The organism is Kocuria varians (assembly GCF_006539885.1).
In the GTDB taxonomy this organism is placed as follows: Bacteria; Actinomycetota; Actinomycetes; order Actinomycetales; family Micrococcaceae; genus Kocuria; species Kocuria varians.
In genome coordinates this window covers 40,582-56,215 of the sequence record NZ_BJNW01000006.1, presented here as the reverse complement: position 1 = coordinate 56,215, position 15,634 = coordinate 40,582, and the positions used below count along the sequence as shown (strand labels likewise).

General features: G+C 70.1%; 14 protein-coding genes and 1 pseudogene. 10 read left to right on the top strand and 5 right to left on the bottom strand.

The features are described 5' to 3' along the window. The first annotated feature begins 4 nt into the window (after positions 1-4). From uraD to rfbA, 5 genes and pseudogenes are all read left to right on the top strand, one after another. On the top strand, positions 5-499 hold the full coding sequence (gene uraD / locus KVA01_RS04545; RefSeq protein WP_068468336.1) for a 2-oxo-4-hydroxy-4-carboxy-5-ureidoimidazoline decarboxylase: 495 nt from the start codon (positions 5-7) through the stop codon (positions 497-499). After that, positions 496-822 carry a hydroxyisourate hydrolase gene (gene uraH / locus KVA01_RS04540; protein WP_068468334.1) on the top strand — a complete coding sequence of 109 codons (327 nt, stop codon included), beginning with the start codon at positions 496-498 and terminating at the stop codon, positions 820-822. The genes uraD and uraH overlap by 4 nt, the downstream gene beginning before the upstream one ends. Positions 823-897: 75 nt before the next feature. Then, positions 898-1,782: a factor-independent urate hydroxylase gene (gene pucL / locus KVA01_RS04535; RefSeq protein ID WP_068468332.1), complete on the top strand. Its 885-nt coding sequence runs from the start codon at positions 898-900 to the stop codon at positions 1,780-1,782. 86 nt (positions 1,783-1,868) lie between these two features. Beyond that, complete coding sequence (locus tag KVA01_RS04530) at positions 1,869-3,443, top strand: nucleobase:cation symporter-2 family protein (protein ID WP_141269109.1); 1,575 nt, start codon at positions 1,869-1,871, stop codon at positions 3,441-3,443. A 96-nt stretch (positions 3,444-3,539) separates the two neighbouring features. Next, positions 3,540-4,352: pseudogene (gene rfbA, locus KVA01_RS04525) on the top strand (glucose-1-phosphate thymidylyltransferase RfbA); the annotation flags it as partial. 47 nt (positions 4,353-4,399) lie between these two features. On the opposite strand, the gene KVA01_RS04520 reads toward rfbA, so the two are convergent. Next, positions 4,400-5,161, bottom strand: a complete 762-nt coding sequence (locus KVA01_RS04520) for an IclR family transcriptional regulator (RefSeq protein WP_068468326.1) — start codon at positions 5,159-5,161, stop codon at positions 4,400-4,402. A 280-nt stretch (positions 5,162-5,441) separates the two neighbouring features. Between KVA01_RS04520 and aceB the strand changes: the two genes are divergently transcribed. The 3 genes from aceB (at position 5,442) to KVA01_RS04505 (ending at position 9,350) form a co-directional block, all read left to right on the top strand. Beyond that, positions 5,442-7,049, top strand: coding sequence for a malate synthase A (gene aceB / locus KVA01_RS04515; protein ID WP_141269107.1), 1,608 nt, complete (start codon positions 5,442-5,444; stop codon positions 7,047-7,049). 68 nt (positions 7,050-7,117) lie between these two features. Then, positions 7,118-8,452, top strand: coding sequence for a DUF6986 family protein (locus KVA01_RS04510; RefSeq protein WP_170221120.1), 1,335 nt, complete (start codon positions 7,118-7,120; stop codon positions 8,450-8,452). A gap of 37 nt (positions 8,453-8,489) precedes the next feature. Continuing rightward, complete coding sequence (locus tag KVA01_RS04505) at positions 8,490-9,350, top strand: bifunctional allantoicase/(S)-ureidoglycine aminohydrolase (RefSeq protein ID WP_068468320.1); 861 nt, start codon at positions 8,490-8,492, stop codon at positions 9,348-9,350. 497 nt (positions 9,351-9,847) lie between these two features. Here the strand turns inward: KVA01_RS04505 and KVA01_RS04500 are convergent, their stop codons facing one another. Both KVA01_RS04500 and KVA01_RS04495 read right to left on the bottom strand, forming a co-directional pair. Further along, on the bottom strand, positions 9,848-10,894 hold the full coding sequence (locus KVA01_RS04500; RefSeq protein WP_068468318.1) for an NAD(P)-dependent alcohol dehydrogenase: 1,047 nt from the start codon (positions 10,892-10,894) through the stop codon (positions 9,848-9,850). Between the two features lie 125 nt (positions 10,895-11,019). Next, positions 11,020-11,586: a GNAT family N-acetyltransferase gene (locus tag KVA01_RS04495; RefSeq protein ID WP_068468316.1), complete on the bottom strand. Its 567-nt coding sequence runs from the start codon at positions 11,584-11,586 to the stop codon at positions 11,020-11,022. Between the two features lie 156 nt (positions 11,587-11,742). Here KVA01_RS04495 and KVA01_RS04490 point away from each other — a divergent pair, with 156 nt between their 5' ends. Further along, positions 11,743-12,177, top strand: a complete 435-nt coding sequence (locus KVA01_RS04490; RefSeq protein WP_231860585.1) for a DoxX family protein — start codon at positions 11,743-11,745, stop codon at positions 12,175-12,177. Between the two features lie 24 nt (positions 12,178-12,201). Here the strand turns inward: KVA01_RS04490 and KVA01_RS04485 are convergent, their stop codons facing one another. Further along, positions 12,202-12,924 (bottom strand): aspartate/glutamate racemase family protein, encoded by a 723-nt coding sequence (locus tag KVA01_RS04485; RefSeq protein ID WP_068468314.1) that lies wholly within the window; start codon positions 12,922-12,924, stop codon positions 12,202-12,204. A gap of 41 nt (positions 12,925-12,965) precedes the next feature. Then, entirely contained in the window at positions 12,966-14,510 is a 1,545-nt protein-coding gene (locus KVA01_RS04480; protein WP_141269103.1) for an NCS1 family nucleobase:cation symporter-1, read from the bottom strand. A gap of 230 nt (positions 14,511-14,740) precedes the next feature. On the opposite strand from KVA01_RS04480, the gene KVA01_RS04475 reads away from it, so the two are divergent. Further along, positions 14,741-15,526 carry a hydroxypyruvate isomerase family protein gene (locus KVA01_RS04475; protein ID WP_141269101.1) on the top strand — a complete coding sequence of 262 codons (786 nt, stop codon included), beginning with the start codon at positions 14,741-14,743 and terminating at the stop codon, positions 15,524-15,526. Positions 15,527-15,634: the final 108 nt, after the last annotated feature.

The window sequence follows — 15,634 nt, the reverse complement described above, 5'->3', positions numbered from 1 at the left end:
GCCCGTGGAGCTCACCGAGTTCAACACCCTCGACCGTGCGTCCGCCGCGGCGGCCCTGCGGCCCGCGCTGGAGGTTCGCCGGTGGGTGGACGGCCTCGTGGAGCACCGCCCATACGCGTCCACCGCGCAGCTGCTGGAAACCGCGCGCAGCACGGCCGATCCGTTCACGGACGAGGAGATCGACCGCGCCCTGTCCCACCACCCGATGATCGGGCGCCGCGCGGAGGGCGACTCCGCGGAGGCCGAGCTCTCCCGCGGCGAGCAGGCCTCCCTGGGGGACGCGGACGAGACCGTGCGCGCCGAGCTGGAGCGCGCCAACCTCGAGTACCAGGAACGCTTCGGCCACGTGTTCCTCATCCGCGCCGCCGGGCGCAGCCTGTCGGAGATCCTCTCCGAGGCGCGCCGCCGCCTGACCAACCCGCCCGAGGACGAGCGCCGCGAGGTTGCGGAGCAGCTGCGCCAGATCGCCGTCCTGCGTCTCGAAGGGATGCTCGCATGAGCTTCGTCTCCGCCCACGTCCTGGACTCCGTGCACGGCTGCCCCGCGCGCGGGATCCGCGTCACTCTTCTCACCGGTGAGGGTCGCGAGCTCGCGAGCGCCACCACCGACGACGACGGCCGGGTCACCGACCTCGGCCCACAGACCCTGGAGTCCGGCCACTACCGGATCATCTTCGCGACCGAGCCGTACTTCGCCGGCCACGACCTGGAGACGTTCTACCCGTTCGTCGGCGTGGACTTCACCGTGCGGCAGGAGCAGGGGCACTACCACGTGCCGCTGCTGCTGAGCCCGTTCGCGTACTCCACCTACCGCGGCAGCTGACCCAGGAGCCGACACAGCGTCGACGGCCGCCGCAGCACGCAGGACACCCGACTTCCCACAGAGGAGCAGAAGACGATGACCGAAGTAGTCCTGGGAAAGAACCAGTACGGCAAGGCGCAGAACCACGTGGTGCGCATCCACCGCGACACGGACCGGCACGTGATCCGGGACCTGGTGGTGACCTCCCAGCTGCGCGGCGACTTCGAGGCCGTGCACACACAGGGTGACAACGGCCACTGCGTGCCCACGGACACCCAGAAGAACACGGTCTTCGCGTTTGCCCAGAAGTACGGCATCACCTCCCCGGAGGAGCTGCTGCTGAAGCTCTCGGAGCACTTCACGAGCGACTTCGACTGGGTCACCGGCGGGCGATGGGCGGCGGACGAGCACGCGTGGGACCGCATCAACGACAGCAACCACTGCTTCGTGCAGAACCAGCAGGAGGTCCGCACCGCGGTGCTCGTGACCGACGGCGAGCAGCAGACCGTGATCTCGGGGTTCAAGGACCTCACGGTGCTGAAGTCCACGGAGTCCGGGTTCGAGGGCTACCCCAAGGACCAGTACACGACGCTGCCGGAGACCACCGACCGCATCATGTCCACGGACGTGGCCACCCGGTGGCGCTACAACACCACGGACGTGGACTACGACGCCGTCTACGCGGACGTGAAGCGGATCATCCTGGACAAGTTCACGGACCACTACTCCCGTGCCCTGCAGGAGACCCTGTACCTCATGGGCAAGGCCGTGATCGAGGCTCACCCGGAGATCGACGAGATCAAGTTCTCGTGCCCCAACAAGCACCACTTCGTGTACGACCTGGGCTTCTGCGACCTGGAGAACACGAACGAGACGCACTACGCCGCGGACCGCCCCTTCGGCCTGATCGAGGCGACCGTCCAGCGCAAGGACGCCCAGGACGCCGAGCAGGCGTGGCTGGGCATCGCCGGCTTCTGCTGAGCCGCGGTCCCACCGCACGAGATCTTCCCGCCCCCGCCGTCCACCGGCGGGGGCGGACCACGCGTCCCTTCCCAGAAAGGCACCCCATGTCGTCAACCACCGCGGCGTCCCGACCCGCGCGGCGCTCCCGGTCCACGCGGCCCGAGGACGAGTACCTCGGCGCGGGACCCAGCTTCGGCTACGGGTTCCAGCACGTGCTCACGATGTACGGCGGGATCATCGCGCCGCCGCTGATCGTGGGGGCCGCCGGGCTGTCCTCCGGGGACCAGGCGCTGCTCGTCGCGTGCTGCCTGTTCGTGGGCGGTCTGGCAACCGTCCTGCAGTCCTTCGGCGTCAAGTTCTTCGGCTCGCAGCTGCCCCTCGTGCAGGGGACGTCCTTCGCGGGCGTGGCCACCATGACGGCCATCGTCCACGGCGGGGGTGGCATCCAGGCGGTCTTCGGCTCGGTCATGGCGTCCGCGGTGATCGGGTTCCTGGTGGCGCCGTTCTTCGCGCGCATCATCCGCTTCTTCCCGCCGGTGGTCACGGGCGTGGTGATCACGACCATCGGCCTGACCCTGTTCCCCGTCTCGGCCCAGTGGGCCATGGGCGGCGCCGCGGTGGCGGCCAAGGGGGACGAGCACACCATCTTCAAGAACGTGTGCCTGGCCGGTGCCACCCTGCTGATCATCATGCTGCTGTCCAAGGTGCGCAGCGCGATCGTCTCGCGGCTGTCGATCCTGCTGGGCATCGTGCTGGGCACGGTGCTCGCGTTCCTCCTGGGCATGGCGGACTTCTCGAAGGTGGGCGACGGCGCCGTGTTCGCCTTCCCGCAGCCGTTCGCCTTCGGCCCGCCCACCTTCGAGCCCGCCGCAATCATCTCCATGACGATCGTGGTGCTCGTGATCCTCACCGAGACCACCGCGGACATCATCGCCGTGGGCGAGATCGTGGGCACGGACGTGGACCGCCGGCGGATCGCGGACGGGCTGCGCGCGGACATGGGCGCCTCGTTCATCTCCCCGATCTTCAACGGCTTCACGCAGTCCGCGTTCGCGCAGAACGTGGGGCTCGTGGCGATCACCGGGGTGCGCAGCCGCTTCGTGGTGACCGCCGGCGGTGTGATCATGCTGCTGCTGGGCCTGCTGCCCGGGCTCGGCCGCGTGGTCGCCGCGGTGCCCGTGCCCGTGCTGGGCGGCGCGGGGATCGTGCTGTTCGGGACCGTGGCGGCGTCCGGCATCCGCACGCTCGGCAAGGTGAAGTACGCGGGCACGCCCAACCTGATCATCGTGGCCACGTCCATCGGCATCGGCATGCTGCCCATCGTGGCACCCACCATCTACGCGGGCTTCCCCGGCTGGTTCGAGACCATCTTCCACTCCGGCATCAGCTCCGCTGCCGTGGCCGCCGTGGTGCTGAACATCCTGTCCAACGAGATCCGCATCGGCAACCCGCCGGAGGGCAGCGGCTCCGTGTTCGCGGAGGCGCCCGTGCGCTACGTGCCCGTCGAGGCGCTCGAGCACCTGCAGAGCCACCTGCAGGAGGGCGACACCGTCAAGGACGGCAAGCTCCTGGACGCGGAGGGCAACGAGGTCCCGGTCATCACCGCCGCCGGCGAGGTGGTCCCCGCCCCGCTGACCCAGGAGATCCCGCAGGTGAAGAAGGACCAGGGAGAGCACTGACGGTCCGCTCCCGACGACGACACCGCCCGCCCCGGTTCCGGGGCGGGCGGCGTCGTCGTCGGTGAATCCGCATGGTCCCCCTGCCACAATGGGGACATGAAGGGCATCATCCTGGCGGGCGGCACCGGCTCGCGCCTGCACCCCGTGACCGTGGGCGTGAGCAAGCAGCTGGTGCCGGTCTACGACAAGCCGATGATCTACTACCCGCTGTCCACGCTGCTGCTGGCGGGGGTGCGGGACGTCCTGGTGATCACCACCCCGCACGACGCCGAGCAGTTCGAGCGCCTGCTCGGGGACGGCTCGCGCTTTGGTGTGCGCATCAGCTACGCGCAGCAGGAGCGCCCGAACGGGCTCGCCCAGGCGTTCATGCTGGGCGCCGAGCACATCGGGGACGACAGCGTGTGCCTGGTGCTCGGGGACAACATCTTCCACGGGCCCGGGCTGGGCACGCAGCTGCGCCGCTTCCAGGACCTGCGCGGCGCGGCGATCTTCGGGTACCGGGTCGCGGATCCGGGGGCGTACGGCGTCGTGGAGTTCGACGCCGCCGGGCGGGCCGTGTCCATCGAGGAGAAGCCGGAGCGCCCCCGCAGCCACTACGCCGTGCCGGGTCTCTACTTCTACGACCACCGCGCGGTGGAGTTCGCCCGCGCGCTCACGCCGTCCGCGCGCGGGGAGCTGGAGATCACGGACCTGAACCGCGAGGACATGCGCCGCGGCGAGCTCGCCGTGCACGTACTGCCCCGCGGCACCGCGTGGCTCGACACCGGCACGTTCGACTCCCTCGCGGACGCCACCAACTACATCCGCACGGTGCAGGCGCGCCAGGGCACCTCCATCGGCAGCCCGGAGGAGGTCGCGTGGCGCCTGGGCCTGCTCACGGAGGACGGGGCAGGGCGGGCGGCGAGGCGTCGTCGTCCCGGCACGCCGGAACCGCGCCGGGAGCCTCCGTTGAGGGCTCAGCCCGCGGGGTTGAGCTGCACCGAGAGCTGCAGGGCGGCCTCGCGCAGCAGCGGGACGGCGCGCTCGCCGAACTCCCAGTCCACGCGGGACGTGGGCCCCGAGACGGAGATGGCCGTGGGGGTGGGGGCGTCCGGAACCACCATGGAGAAGCAGCGCACGCCGATCTCCTGCTCCTCGTCGTCCACGGCGTAGCCGCGCTCGCGGATCTGCTCGAGGTCCGCGAGCAGGGACTCCACGGTGCCGTGGCTCTTGGCCGTGGGGGTGGGCATGCCCATGGAGGAGACGATGCCCACCACCTGCTGCTCCGGCAGAGTTGCCAGGATGGCCTTGCCCACGCCGGTGTCGTGCACGTGCGCCCGCCTGCCGACCTCCGTGAACATGCGCATGGACTGGGAGGACTGCGCCTGGCCCACGTAGACGACCATGTGACCGTCCAGCACGGCCATGTTCGCGGACTCCCCCAGCTCCCGGACCAGCCCCTGCAGCACGGGCTGCGCGGACGTGCCCAGCTGCAGCCCGGCCGCGTTGCCGAGCCGGATCAGCCCGGGACCGAGCGCGTAGCTGCGGTTGGGCAGCTGGCGCACGTATCCCAGCGGGATCAGCGTGCGCAGCAGCCGGTGGATGGTGGGCAGGGGCAGCTGGGCCCTGGAGGCGAGCTCACTGAGGGAGGACTCGCCGCCGGACGCGGTGATGATGCTGAGCAGGTCGAAGACCCGCTCCACGGACTGCACCCCGCCCGCGCTCTTGCCGTCAGCCATGCGTGTGCCCTCTCCACGTGCTCCCTCGACGTCGACGCGCTCCCGCGCACCGGATGCCCTCTCGAAAACGGCGTGACCGCGGCGGTGCCGGTAGCACGCGTCCGCCTGGGTAGTGTCGTGTGAGCCACGCCTCACGAAGACCTTGTCACGCACCCCAGTGTATGCCTAGGATTCAGTAAATGGAATTAAATTTCCACAATGCGGATACAAAAGACGGTGATCGGGCGCACCTCGCGCCACCGACCCCGTGCCACTGACCGCACGACACCAGGAGGCCACCATGAGCATCAGCCACACCACACCGGAGAACGTGCCCGCCGCCACCGAGATCCTCTCCGAGGAGGCCCTCGCGTTCGTCGAGGCGCTGCACCAGAAGTTCGCGCAGCGCCGCGAGGAGCTGCTCGGCAAGCGCGAGACCGCCCGCAAGGAGGCCGCCGAGAGCCGCTCCCTGGACTTCCTGCCGGAGACCCGCGAGGTCCGCGAGGGCGACTGGAAGGTCGCACCCGCACCGCAGGCGCTGCAGGACCGCCGCGTGGAGATGACCGGGCCCGCGACCCCCGCGAAGATGGCCATCAACGCCCTGAACTCCGGGGCCAAGGTGTGGCTCGCGGACCTCGAGGACGCCGCCTCCCCCAGCTGGGCCAACCAGGTGGACGCGATCGCCCACCTGCGGGACGCCGCCCGGGGCACCCTGGGCTTCACCTCCCCGGAGGGCAAGACCTACGCGCTGCGCGAGGACGCCCCGCTGGCCGTGGTGGTCATGCGCCCGCGCGGCTGGCACCTTCCCGAGTACAACATCACCGTGGACGGCAAGACCGGTTCCGGCTCCCTCACGGACTTCGGGCTGCACTTCTTCCACACCGCCAAGCAGCTGATCGAGAACGGTCAGGGGCCGTACTACTACCTGCCCAAGATGGAGTCCTACCTGGAGGCGCGGCTGTGGGACGACGTCTTCACGTTCGCGGAGGAGTACCTGGGCATCGAGCACGGCACCGTCCGTGCCACCGTGCTGATCGAGACCATCCCCGCCGCGTTCCAGATGGACGAGATCCTCTACGAGCTGCGCGACCACGCCTCCGGCCTCAACGCCGGGCGCTGGGACTACCTGTTCTCCATCATCAAGTACTTCCGGGACGCCGGTGAGAAGTTCATCCTCGCTGACCGCTCCTCCGTGACCATGACCGCTCCCCTGATGCGCGCCTACACGGACCTGCTCGTGCAGACGTGCCACAAGCGCGGTGCCTTCGCCATGGGCGGCATGGCCGCGTTCATCCCCTCCCGCAAGGACGAGGAGATCAACAAGGCGGCCTTCGAGAAGGTCCGCAACGACAAGACCCGCGAGGCCGGGGACGGCTTCGACGGCTCCTGGGTGGCCCACCCGGACCTCGTGCCCGTGTGCCGGGAGGTCTTCGACGAGGTGCTGGGTGAGAACCCCAACCAGGTGGACCGTCAGCGCCCGGAGGTGGAGGTCACCGCGGAGATGCTCCTGGACGTGCCCTCCGCCGGGGACCAGCGCACGGAGAAGGAGCTCAACGCGAACCTCTACGTGGCGATCCGCTACATGGCCGTGTGGCTGTCCGGCAACGGTGCGGTGGCCATCCACAACCTCATGGAGGACGCCGCCACCGCGGAGATCTCCCGCTCGCAGATCTGGCAGCAGATCAAGAACGGCGTGGTCTACACGGACACCGGCAACACCGCGACCCGCGAGATCGTCTCGGACGCGCTCGACAAGCAGCTCGAGGTGCTGCGCGAGGAGATCGACCCGGAGAACTTCGAGAAGTGGTTCGTGCCGGCTGGCAAGCTGATCTCGGCGATGGTCCTGAAGGAGGACTACCCGAACTTCCTCACGCTGCCCGCCTACGACCTCATGGAGGGCGGCAAGTGAGCCGAGCCGAGCGCTCCGCCCACCAGGCCCCCGTCGTCACCGGTTCCGGTGCGGCGGGGGCCGCCCCCGTGCTGCCGCCGGACTTCGCGCGCCGCGCGGACCTGCTGCTCGCCGCCACGGACGCGGACCTCGCCCGGTTCTACCCCGGCGAGAACCCCGCCCGGCAGCCCGTGCACACGTGCTACGTCCCGGCGGACCTGGTCACCGAGGACACCCCCGCACAGTGGGGTACCGCCGCGCTCGCGGCCGCGGAGGAGGCGGGCGGGCTTCCCGAGCTCGCCCGGCTCGCCGGGATCGACGACGACGCCGCGCCGGACCTCGTGGAGCGCGTGGCCCGCAAGCTGCGCACCGAGCCCGTGGAGGACCTGCGCCTGGACCTGGAGGACGGCTACGGCGTGCGCCCGGACGCCGAGGAGGACGCCGACGCCGTCGCCGCCGCCCGCACGGTGGCCACGTTCGCGCGGCACCGCGCCTCGGGGGACACCCCCGCCCCGGCGTTCGCGGGCATCCGCTTCAAGTGCTTCGAGGCCGCCACACGCGCCCGCGGGCTGCGCACCCTGGACCTGTTCCTGAGCACGCTGGTGCGCGAGGGCGGGCTGCGGGAGGCGGGGATCAGCGAGGACGGCCTGCCCGCCGGTCTGGTGCTCACGCTGCCGAAGGTCTCCGCGGTGGAGCAGGTGCGCGTGATGGTCGAGGCGTGCGCCGCGTTCGAGGACGCGCTGGACCTGCCCGCCGGGCGGCTGCGCTTCGAGATCCAGATGGAGACCCCGCCCATGATCCTGGGCCTGGACGGCACCTGCCCCATCCCCGCGATGCTGGGTGCGGCGGAGGTGCGCGTCTCGGCCCTGCACTACGGCACGTACGACTACTCGGTCTCGCTCGGTATCTCGGGGCAGTTCCAGTCCCTGGAGCACCCGGCCGCGGACCACGCCAAGAACGTGATGCAGGTGGCCGTGGCCGGCACGGGCGTGAACCTCTCGGACGGCTCCACCAACAGGCTGCCCGTGGGCGATCCCGCCCAACGCCGTGAGAGTTGGCAGCTGCACGCGCGCCTGGTGCGGCGCAGCCTGGAGCGCGGCATCTACCAGGGCTGGGACCTGCACGCCCACCAGCTGCCCACGCGCTTCCTCACCAACTACGCCTTCTACCGCGGGGCGTTCGACGACGCCGCCCGCCGCCTCGTCGCGTACGCCGGGCGCTCCGTGCCGGGCATCGAGGCCGCGGACGTGGCGGACGAGCCCGCCACCGCCCGGGCGCTGGCCCGCTACGTGGTGCGCGGGTTGCTCTGCGGTGCGGTCACCGAGGACGAGCTGCACGCGGCAGGCCTGGACCCCGCCACGGTGCGGTCCGTGGCGAACCCGGGCGCGGCGGCGTCGTCGTCATCGTCCGAAGAATCCGCCTGAATTTCTCACATTTGAACTTCCACACAGGAGAGACCCGATGACCGAGAACCGCACGTACTGGGCCACGCACGGCGGCCACCCGCCGCAGACGGACCTGCTCACGGACCGCGCGATGTTCCGCGAGGCGTACGCGGTGATCCCGCGGGGCACGCAGCGGGACATCGTGACCTCGTACCTGCCGTTCTGGGAGGACACGCGGCTGTGGGTGCTCGCGCGCCCCATGACCGGTTTCGCGGAGACGTTCTCGCAGTACCTCGTGGAGGTCGCCCCCGGCGGCGGCTCCGACAAGCCGGAAGACGATCCGGACGCGGAGGCCGTGCTGTTCGTGATGGAGGGCTCCCTGGAGATCACGCTCGGCGACGAGCCCGGGGACGGCGACACCCACATCCTGGAGCCCGGCGGGTACGCGTTCATCGCCCCCGGGGAGACGTGGACCGCGCACAACACCGGCACGCAGGACACCCGGTTCATGTGGATCCGCAAGCGGTACCAGAAGGTCGCCGGCGTGGAGAAGCCCGAGTCCTTCGTGACCAACGAGCAGGAGATCGAGCCCACCCCCATGCCGGGGACCGAGGGCCGCTGGGCCACCACCCGCTTCGTGGACCAGAGGGACCTGCGCCACGACATGCACGTGACCATCGTGACGTTCCTGCCCGGCGGGATCATCCCCTTCGCGGAGACCCACGTGATGGAGCACGGGCTCTACGTCCTGGAGGGCCAGGCCGTGTACCGGCTCAACGAGGACTGGGTGGAGGTGCAGGAGGGGGACTTCATGTGGCTGCGCGCCTTCTGCCCCCAGGCCTGCTACGCCGGCGGCCCCAAGCCGTTCCGGTACCTGCTCTACAAGGACGTCAACCGGCACGCGCCCCTGGGGCTGGGAGGGCATGCGGGGCGGTGATTGCACGCGGCGGTGCTGCCCGCCGCTTACCGTGCCCAGCCCCTGGCCGAACGGCCACCGACATCCTGGCCATTCGGCAGTAGTGCGCCGCCCTCCCCCGTGCCTACGGTCGATGTGCCAGAAGATGCACATCGCGTGAGAAGGGACGGGACGATGGCAGGGTCACGAAAAATCGCCGCCACCTCCGCCGGGACAGCTTTCCTCGTCGCGGCGGTCGTCGCGGGAGTCACCGCAGGGCTGAACGGGGTCTCACCGGAAGGCCCCGGAGAGATCGCCCAACTGGTGCTGCTGCTCCTGCTGACCTCGGCCGCCGCGGCGTCCCTCGTCTACTGCGGGGTGGTCCTGGCAACGAAAAACCGGGCGGGGGCGTCCGAGCGGCCACGCCCATAGGGCCGAGGCGACGGCGCCGGGGCCGGTTTTCCGGAACCCGGCCGCCCGCGGTGGTGCGGCCGCAGACCGATGACGAGTGCGGCGTCGTCGGCCGTGCAACCCCGACCTCAGAGGGAGGCGACGTCGATCACGAAGCGGTAGCGCACGTGCGAGTCGACCACGCGGTCGTAGGCCTCGTTGACGTCCTCCGCCTTGATGAGCTCGATCTCCGCGGTGATGCCGTGCTCCGCGCAGAAGTCCAGCATCTCCTGGGTCTCCCGGATGCCGCCGATGTTGGAACCGGTGAGGGACTTGCGGCCGCTGATGACCGCGCCGGCTTTCACCTCGAGCGCCTCGGTGGGCAGGCCCAGCAGCACCATGGCGCCGTGGGGGCGCAGGGTGGCCATGAACTCCTGGACGTCGATGTGGGCGGAGACGGTGTTGATGATGACGTCGAACTCGCCCTTGTGCTCCTTCAGCGCCTCGGGGTCCTCCGCCCGGGCGATCCAGTGGGAGGCGCCGTAGCGGCGGCCGTCCTCCTCCTTGGACCGGGTCTGGCTGATCACGGTGACCTCCGCGCCCATGGCGGCGGCGAGCTTCACGGCCACGTGGCCGAGACCTCCCATGCCCACCACGGCGACCTTCGAGCCCTCCGTGACGCCCCACGTGCGCAGCGGCGAGTAGGTGGTGATGCCCGCGCACAGCAGGGGCGTCACCGCGGCAGGGTCGAGGTTCTCGGGGATGTGCAGCGCGAACGCCTCGGACACCACGATCTGGGTGGAGTAGCCGCCCTGCGTGGGGGTGCCGTCGAAACGGTCCTTGCCGTTGTAGGTGCCCACGGAGTGCGGGCAGTTGTTCTCCTCGCCCTTCAGACACCACTCGCACTCGCGGCACGAGTCCACCAGGCAGCCCACCCCGGCGCGCTCCCCCACGGAGAACTGGGTGACCTCGGAACCGACCTCGGTCACCCGGCCGACGATCTCGTGGCCCGGGACCATGGGGAACTCGATCTCGCCCCACTCCTCACGGACGGTGTGGATGTCCGAGTGGCAGATCCCGGCGAACTCGATCTCGATGCGGATGTCGTCCGGGCGCAGGTCCCGGCGTTCGATGGTGCCCTTCTCGAGCGGAGCTCCGGAGGCAACGGCCTGGTATGCGGCAACGTTAGTGGTCATGGACCGTGACTCTAGACCTGCGCGGCGGGGTGCGTCATGTCGGGAGGTGCGGGCGCTGGGTGGCATCGCACGGGCCCGCGTCGCGCCTGGTCGGGAGCGGGCGCACCGGGTGGGTCCGCGTGGCGTCAGGAACGGGCGCGGAGCTCCTCCGTCAGCGCGGCGTAGGTGAGGCCGTCGTGCCACGTGCCGTCCCGGTGCAGCGACTCCTTCACGGTGTGGGACTCCCGGCGCATGCCCACCTTCTCCATGACCCGCCATGACACCGCGTTCTCGATGAAGCAGCTCGCCTCCACCCGGTGCACGCCCATCTCGGAGGCGATGGCCAGCCCCTCCCGGGCCAGCTCCGTGGCGAGTCCCCGACCCTGCGCCCAGGTGGCGACGCGCCACCCCAGCTCCACCAGCTGCCCCTTCGCCTGCTCGGACACCTCGGCCTGGGACCAGGCGTCCTTCTGGGCCACCATCAGCACTCCGGCGAACCGTCCGTCCCAGTAGGCCACCAGGTCCGACGCCGCGCGGGCCCCGCGGTCCGCGTCGAACGCAGCCCGGTCCTCGTAGACGCGCGTGGTCCAGCGGTTCTGAGCGGCGTCGCCCTCGATCTCCCACAGGGCATCCGCGTCGGCGGGCTCCTGCTTCCGCAGCGTCAGCCGCTCGGTGTGGCGGGGCCAGGCGAGGTCGTCCAGGGTCTTCGGCATGGGCCCAGGCTAGCGGCCGGGCGCGTGCGCGCTCACCGCTCGAACGGGAAGCCCTGGAGCTCCTTCAGCAGCGGCTCAGGACTCCGAAGGAATAACGCGCCCGTCGACGGCGGTTATTACTCACGAGTATCCGCCCGGACTGCCAAAGGAGACCCGTTGTCCCTCACCACAACGCTGAAGTCGCTGACCAAGCCCGCTCCGACGCCGACGCCTGCCCAGACCGCCGCCCGGCTGGGTCTCGGCGGGCTCATGTCCACCGCCGGGATCTCCCACCTCACGTTTGCCCGCAAGGACTTCCAGGCCCAGGTGCCGAACTGGTTCCCCGTGGACAAGGACGCGGTGGTTCTGGCCTCCGGCGTGGCGGAGATCGCGTTCGGAGCCGCGCTCCTCGCCCTGCCCAAGCGCCGCGCCGCCGTAGGGGTTGGGCTTGCCGCGTTCTACACGGCGATCTTCCCGGGGAACATCAGCCAGTACGCCGAGCGCCACGACGCCTTCCACCTGGACACCGACGGCAAGCGGCTGGCACGACTCTTCGGGCAGCCCGCGCTGATTGCCGCGGCACTGCTGGCCGGGGGCTTTCCCCGGAAGTAGGGTCCTGCGCGACCCTGATCCCGTTCACCGAGAGAAGGGGAACCCCTTGAGCTCCTTCGGCAGCGGCTTCGCGTAGGTGCGGGACTTCGACGTCGTCAGCCCCAGCCGCACGAGGGACTGCGCCACCGTCACTGCGGCAGCCACGCCGTCCACCACGGGCACCCCGCAGCGTTCGCGCACGGCCGCCTCGAGCGCCGCCATGCCGCTGCACCCGAGCACGATCACCTCTGCGCGATCCTCGGCGACGGCGCGCTGCGCCTCGTCGACGATCGATCGGATCGCTGCGCCCTCATCCCTTTCTAGATCCAGCACGGAGGTGTTCGACGCCCGCACGGACGCGCAGCGCTCCATGAGCCCGGCCAGCCGCAGCCGGTCCTCGATGAGCGGCACGGTACGGTCCAGCGTGGTCACCACGGAGTAGGTGCGGCCCACGAACGTGGCCATGGAGGCGGCGGCCTCCGTGATGTCCACGACCGGCTGCTCCAACAGCTCCTGCAGCCCCTCGCGCCCGTGCTCACCGAACCCCGCCTGGATCACGGCGTCGAAGGGCTGGTCGTACGCCAGCACAGCGTCCATCACCCCTACCGCAGCCAGGTAGGACTCCATGTTGCCCTCGCACGACGGCGCCCCGAACCTTGGCGTCAGCCCCACGATCTCCGCCCCGGGCTCGACCACGGCGCGGGCGGCCTCGGCGATCGAATCGGTCATGGACTGCGTGGTGTTCACGTTGACGGTCAGGATGCGCACGGCGGGGTTCTCCTTGGGCTTGTGGGATCGGGGTGACGGGGTCAGTGGGCGGTGGCGACGGCGATGGCCTCCCCGTGCTGGTCCGTGTAGTCGAGCTTGCGCCTGGCGGTGACCAGGTAGCACAGGGCCCCCAGACCGGCACCGATGAACCACGAGAACTCGCTGGCGCCCTGGAACACCGGCAGCAGAGCCACCGCGAGAGAGGCGAGAGCCGCGGGAACGAACGCGGCGATCGCGCGCGGGTTCACCCCGCGGCGGTAGAAGTACTCGCCGTCGTGGGCCTCCACGTAGAGCTGGGGGACGTCCACCCTGGCGCGGCGGATGATCCAGTAGTCCACCATAATGATCCCGAACAGGGGCCCGAGAAGCGCACCCAGACCACCCAGGAAGTACACGATCACCACGGGCGAGTTGTAGAGGTTCCACGGCAGGATCAGCAGGCCGATCACTGCGGAGAGGATCGCCGCCTTCTGGAAATTGAGCCTGCGCGGAAACATGTTGGTCAGGGCGTACGTGGGAGCCACGAAGTTGGCCATGAGGTTCACGGCCACCGTGAGGATCAGCAGAGCCAGGGACGCCAGTACCAGCAGGGGCGTGGAGGGAATGGTCTGCACGATGTCCGCCGGGGACGTGATCACGGTGCCGTCCAGTTTGAACTGGGCTCCGGCCAGGGACACCACGATCAGCCCGAACAGCAGCATGTTGATGGGGATGCCCCAGAAGTTTCCGCGCACGATTGCCCCCCGGCTCTTCGCAGAACGGGTGAAGTCGCAGAAGTTCAGCACGAAGGTCCCGTAGATGGACACCCACAGTGCTCCACCGCCCAGGATGTGCAGCCACATCTCGCCCCCGGTCAGCGGGTTGTCGATGCTCCAGGCGATCGAGAAGTTCACTCGGGCGAGCATCCACACCGCGAGCGCCACCATGGTGACGAGGATGACCGGCCCGGCGAAGGCCTCGTACTTGCGGATCATCTCCATGCCGTAGCAGACGATGACCACCTGGACGAGCCACAGCACCAGGAAGCTGATCCAGCCGAGGGTCGAGAGCCCCAGGACGCTGTTCTCGTCCAGTGGCGCCAGAGCGGGCACGAGGGCGATGAGCATGACCCGCAGCACCACGGAGGCCAGGTAGGTCTGGATCCCGAACCAGGCGATGGCGACGATTCCGCGGATCGCGGCGGGCAGCTGCGCGCCGTGCACGCCGAAGGAGATCCGGCTCATCACGGGGTACGGCACACCTGTCTTGAATCCCATGAACCCCGAGAGGCACAGCAGCACGAACAGCAGCAGCGCGCCCACGCCGAGGGCGGTCAGCACCTGCCAGGCTCCGAGCCCCAGGGCGAAGAGCCCGATCGCGAAGCCGTAGTTGCCCAGCGAGTGCACGTCGTTGGCCCACAGCGTGAAGATGCTGTAGGCGCTCCACGTCCGACCGTGACGGCTCGTGGGCGCGAGATCCACGTTGTAGAGCTTGTCGCTGGTGTCCGGGCGGGGCTCGTGGGCGACGCCGCGTGGCCCGTAGACGCGCCCCGGAGCCGGGCGGCCGGCCGCCTGCTCCGTGGTGCGGGGGACATCCTGTCCGGGCATGTCTTCTCCTTGCTGTGGTCCGTCCCTCGCGGCCGAGGGCTCCGTGTGAGGCCTCGGCCGTGACACGCAGTCGCATCGTCTTCCCCACAAGCTCTCACACGACGCGGTTGATCTGGATCACACACGCCGGATATTCTTTCGTAAAAAAAATCGTGCTTCCGTATCATGGAACAACCGCGCACCTGCGCCCCGGTAGCGTCCCCGTTTCAGCGCCCCCACGAGGAGCCCCCATGACCTACACCGTCAACGCCTCGATCCTGCTGACGGACCTGCCCCTCACGGAACGGCCCGCCGCGGTGGCGACCCACGGATTCACGCGCGCCGAGTTCTGGTGGCCCTTCGCCGGACCCGTTCCGGAGCATGGGGAGGCGGCCGCGTTCGTCGCCGCCCTTCATGATGCCGGGGTGCAGCTGACCGGCCTGAACTTCTACGCCGGGGACATGCCCGCCGGCGAGCGCGGGGCGCTCTCCCAGCCGGAGCGCACGGAGGAGTTCCGCGCGAACGTGGCCGCCGTCGTCGAGATCGCCCGTGAGACCGGGTGCCGCGCGTTCAACGCCCTCTACGGCAACCGCGTGCCGGGCGTCCCGGAGGCGGAGCAGGACACCGTGGCGGTCGAGAACTTGCGGTGGGCGGCGGATGCGGTGGCGCCGTTCGGCGGCGTCGTGCTGGTCGAGCCCGTGTCCGAGGCCCCGGACTACCCGCTGAAGACGGCTGCGGACGCCCTGGCCGTGATCGACGCCGTGGGCCGGGAGAACGTGAAGCTGCTCGCCGACTTCTACCACCTGGCGGTCAACGGGGACGACGTCGCGGCGGTCGTCGAGGAGCACGCGGCGGACTTCGGGCACGTCCAGATCGCGGACGCCCCCGGGCGCCACGAACCCGGCACCGGGGACCTCCCGGTGGGGCAGTGGGTCCGCCGCGCCCGCGAGCTCGGCTACGAGGGTCTCGTGAGCCTCGAGTACGTGCAGAGCGCGCCGGACCCTTTCGCGTGGCTGCCGCGTGAGCAGCGCGCGTGAACCCGTGGCGCGGCCGGCACAGGGCGCGGGCCACACGGGGCACGGAACTGCGGCCCGGCACCGTGGGCAGCGGCGTCGTCGCCGGCACGCAGTGACAACCGCCGCTCT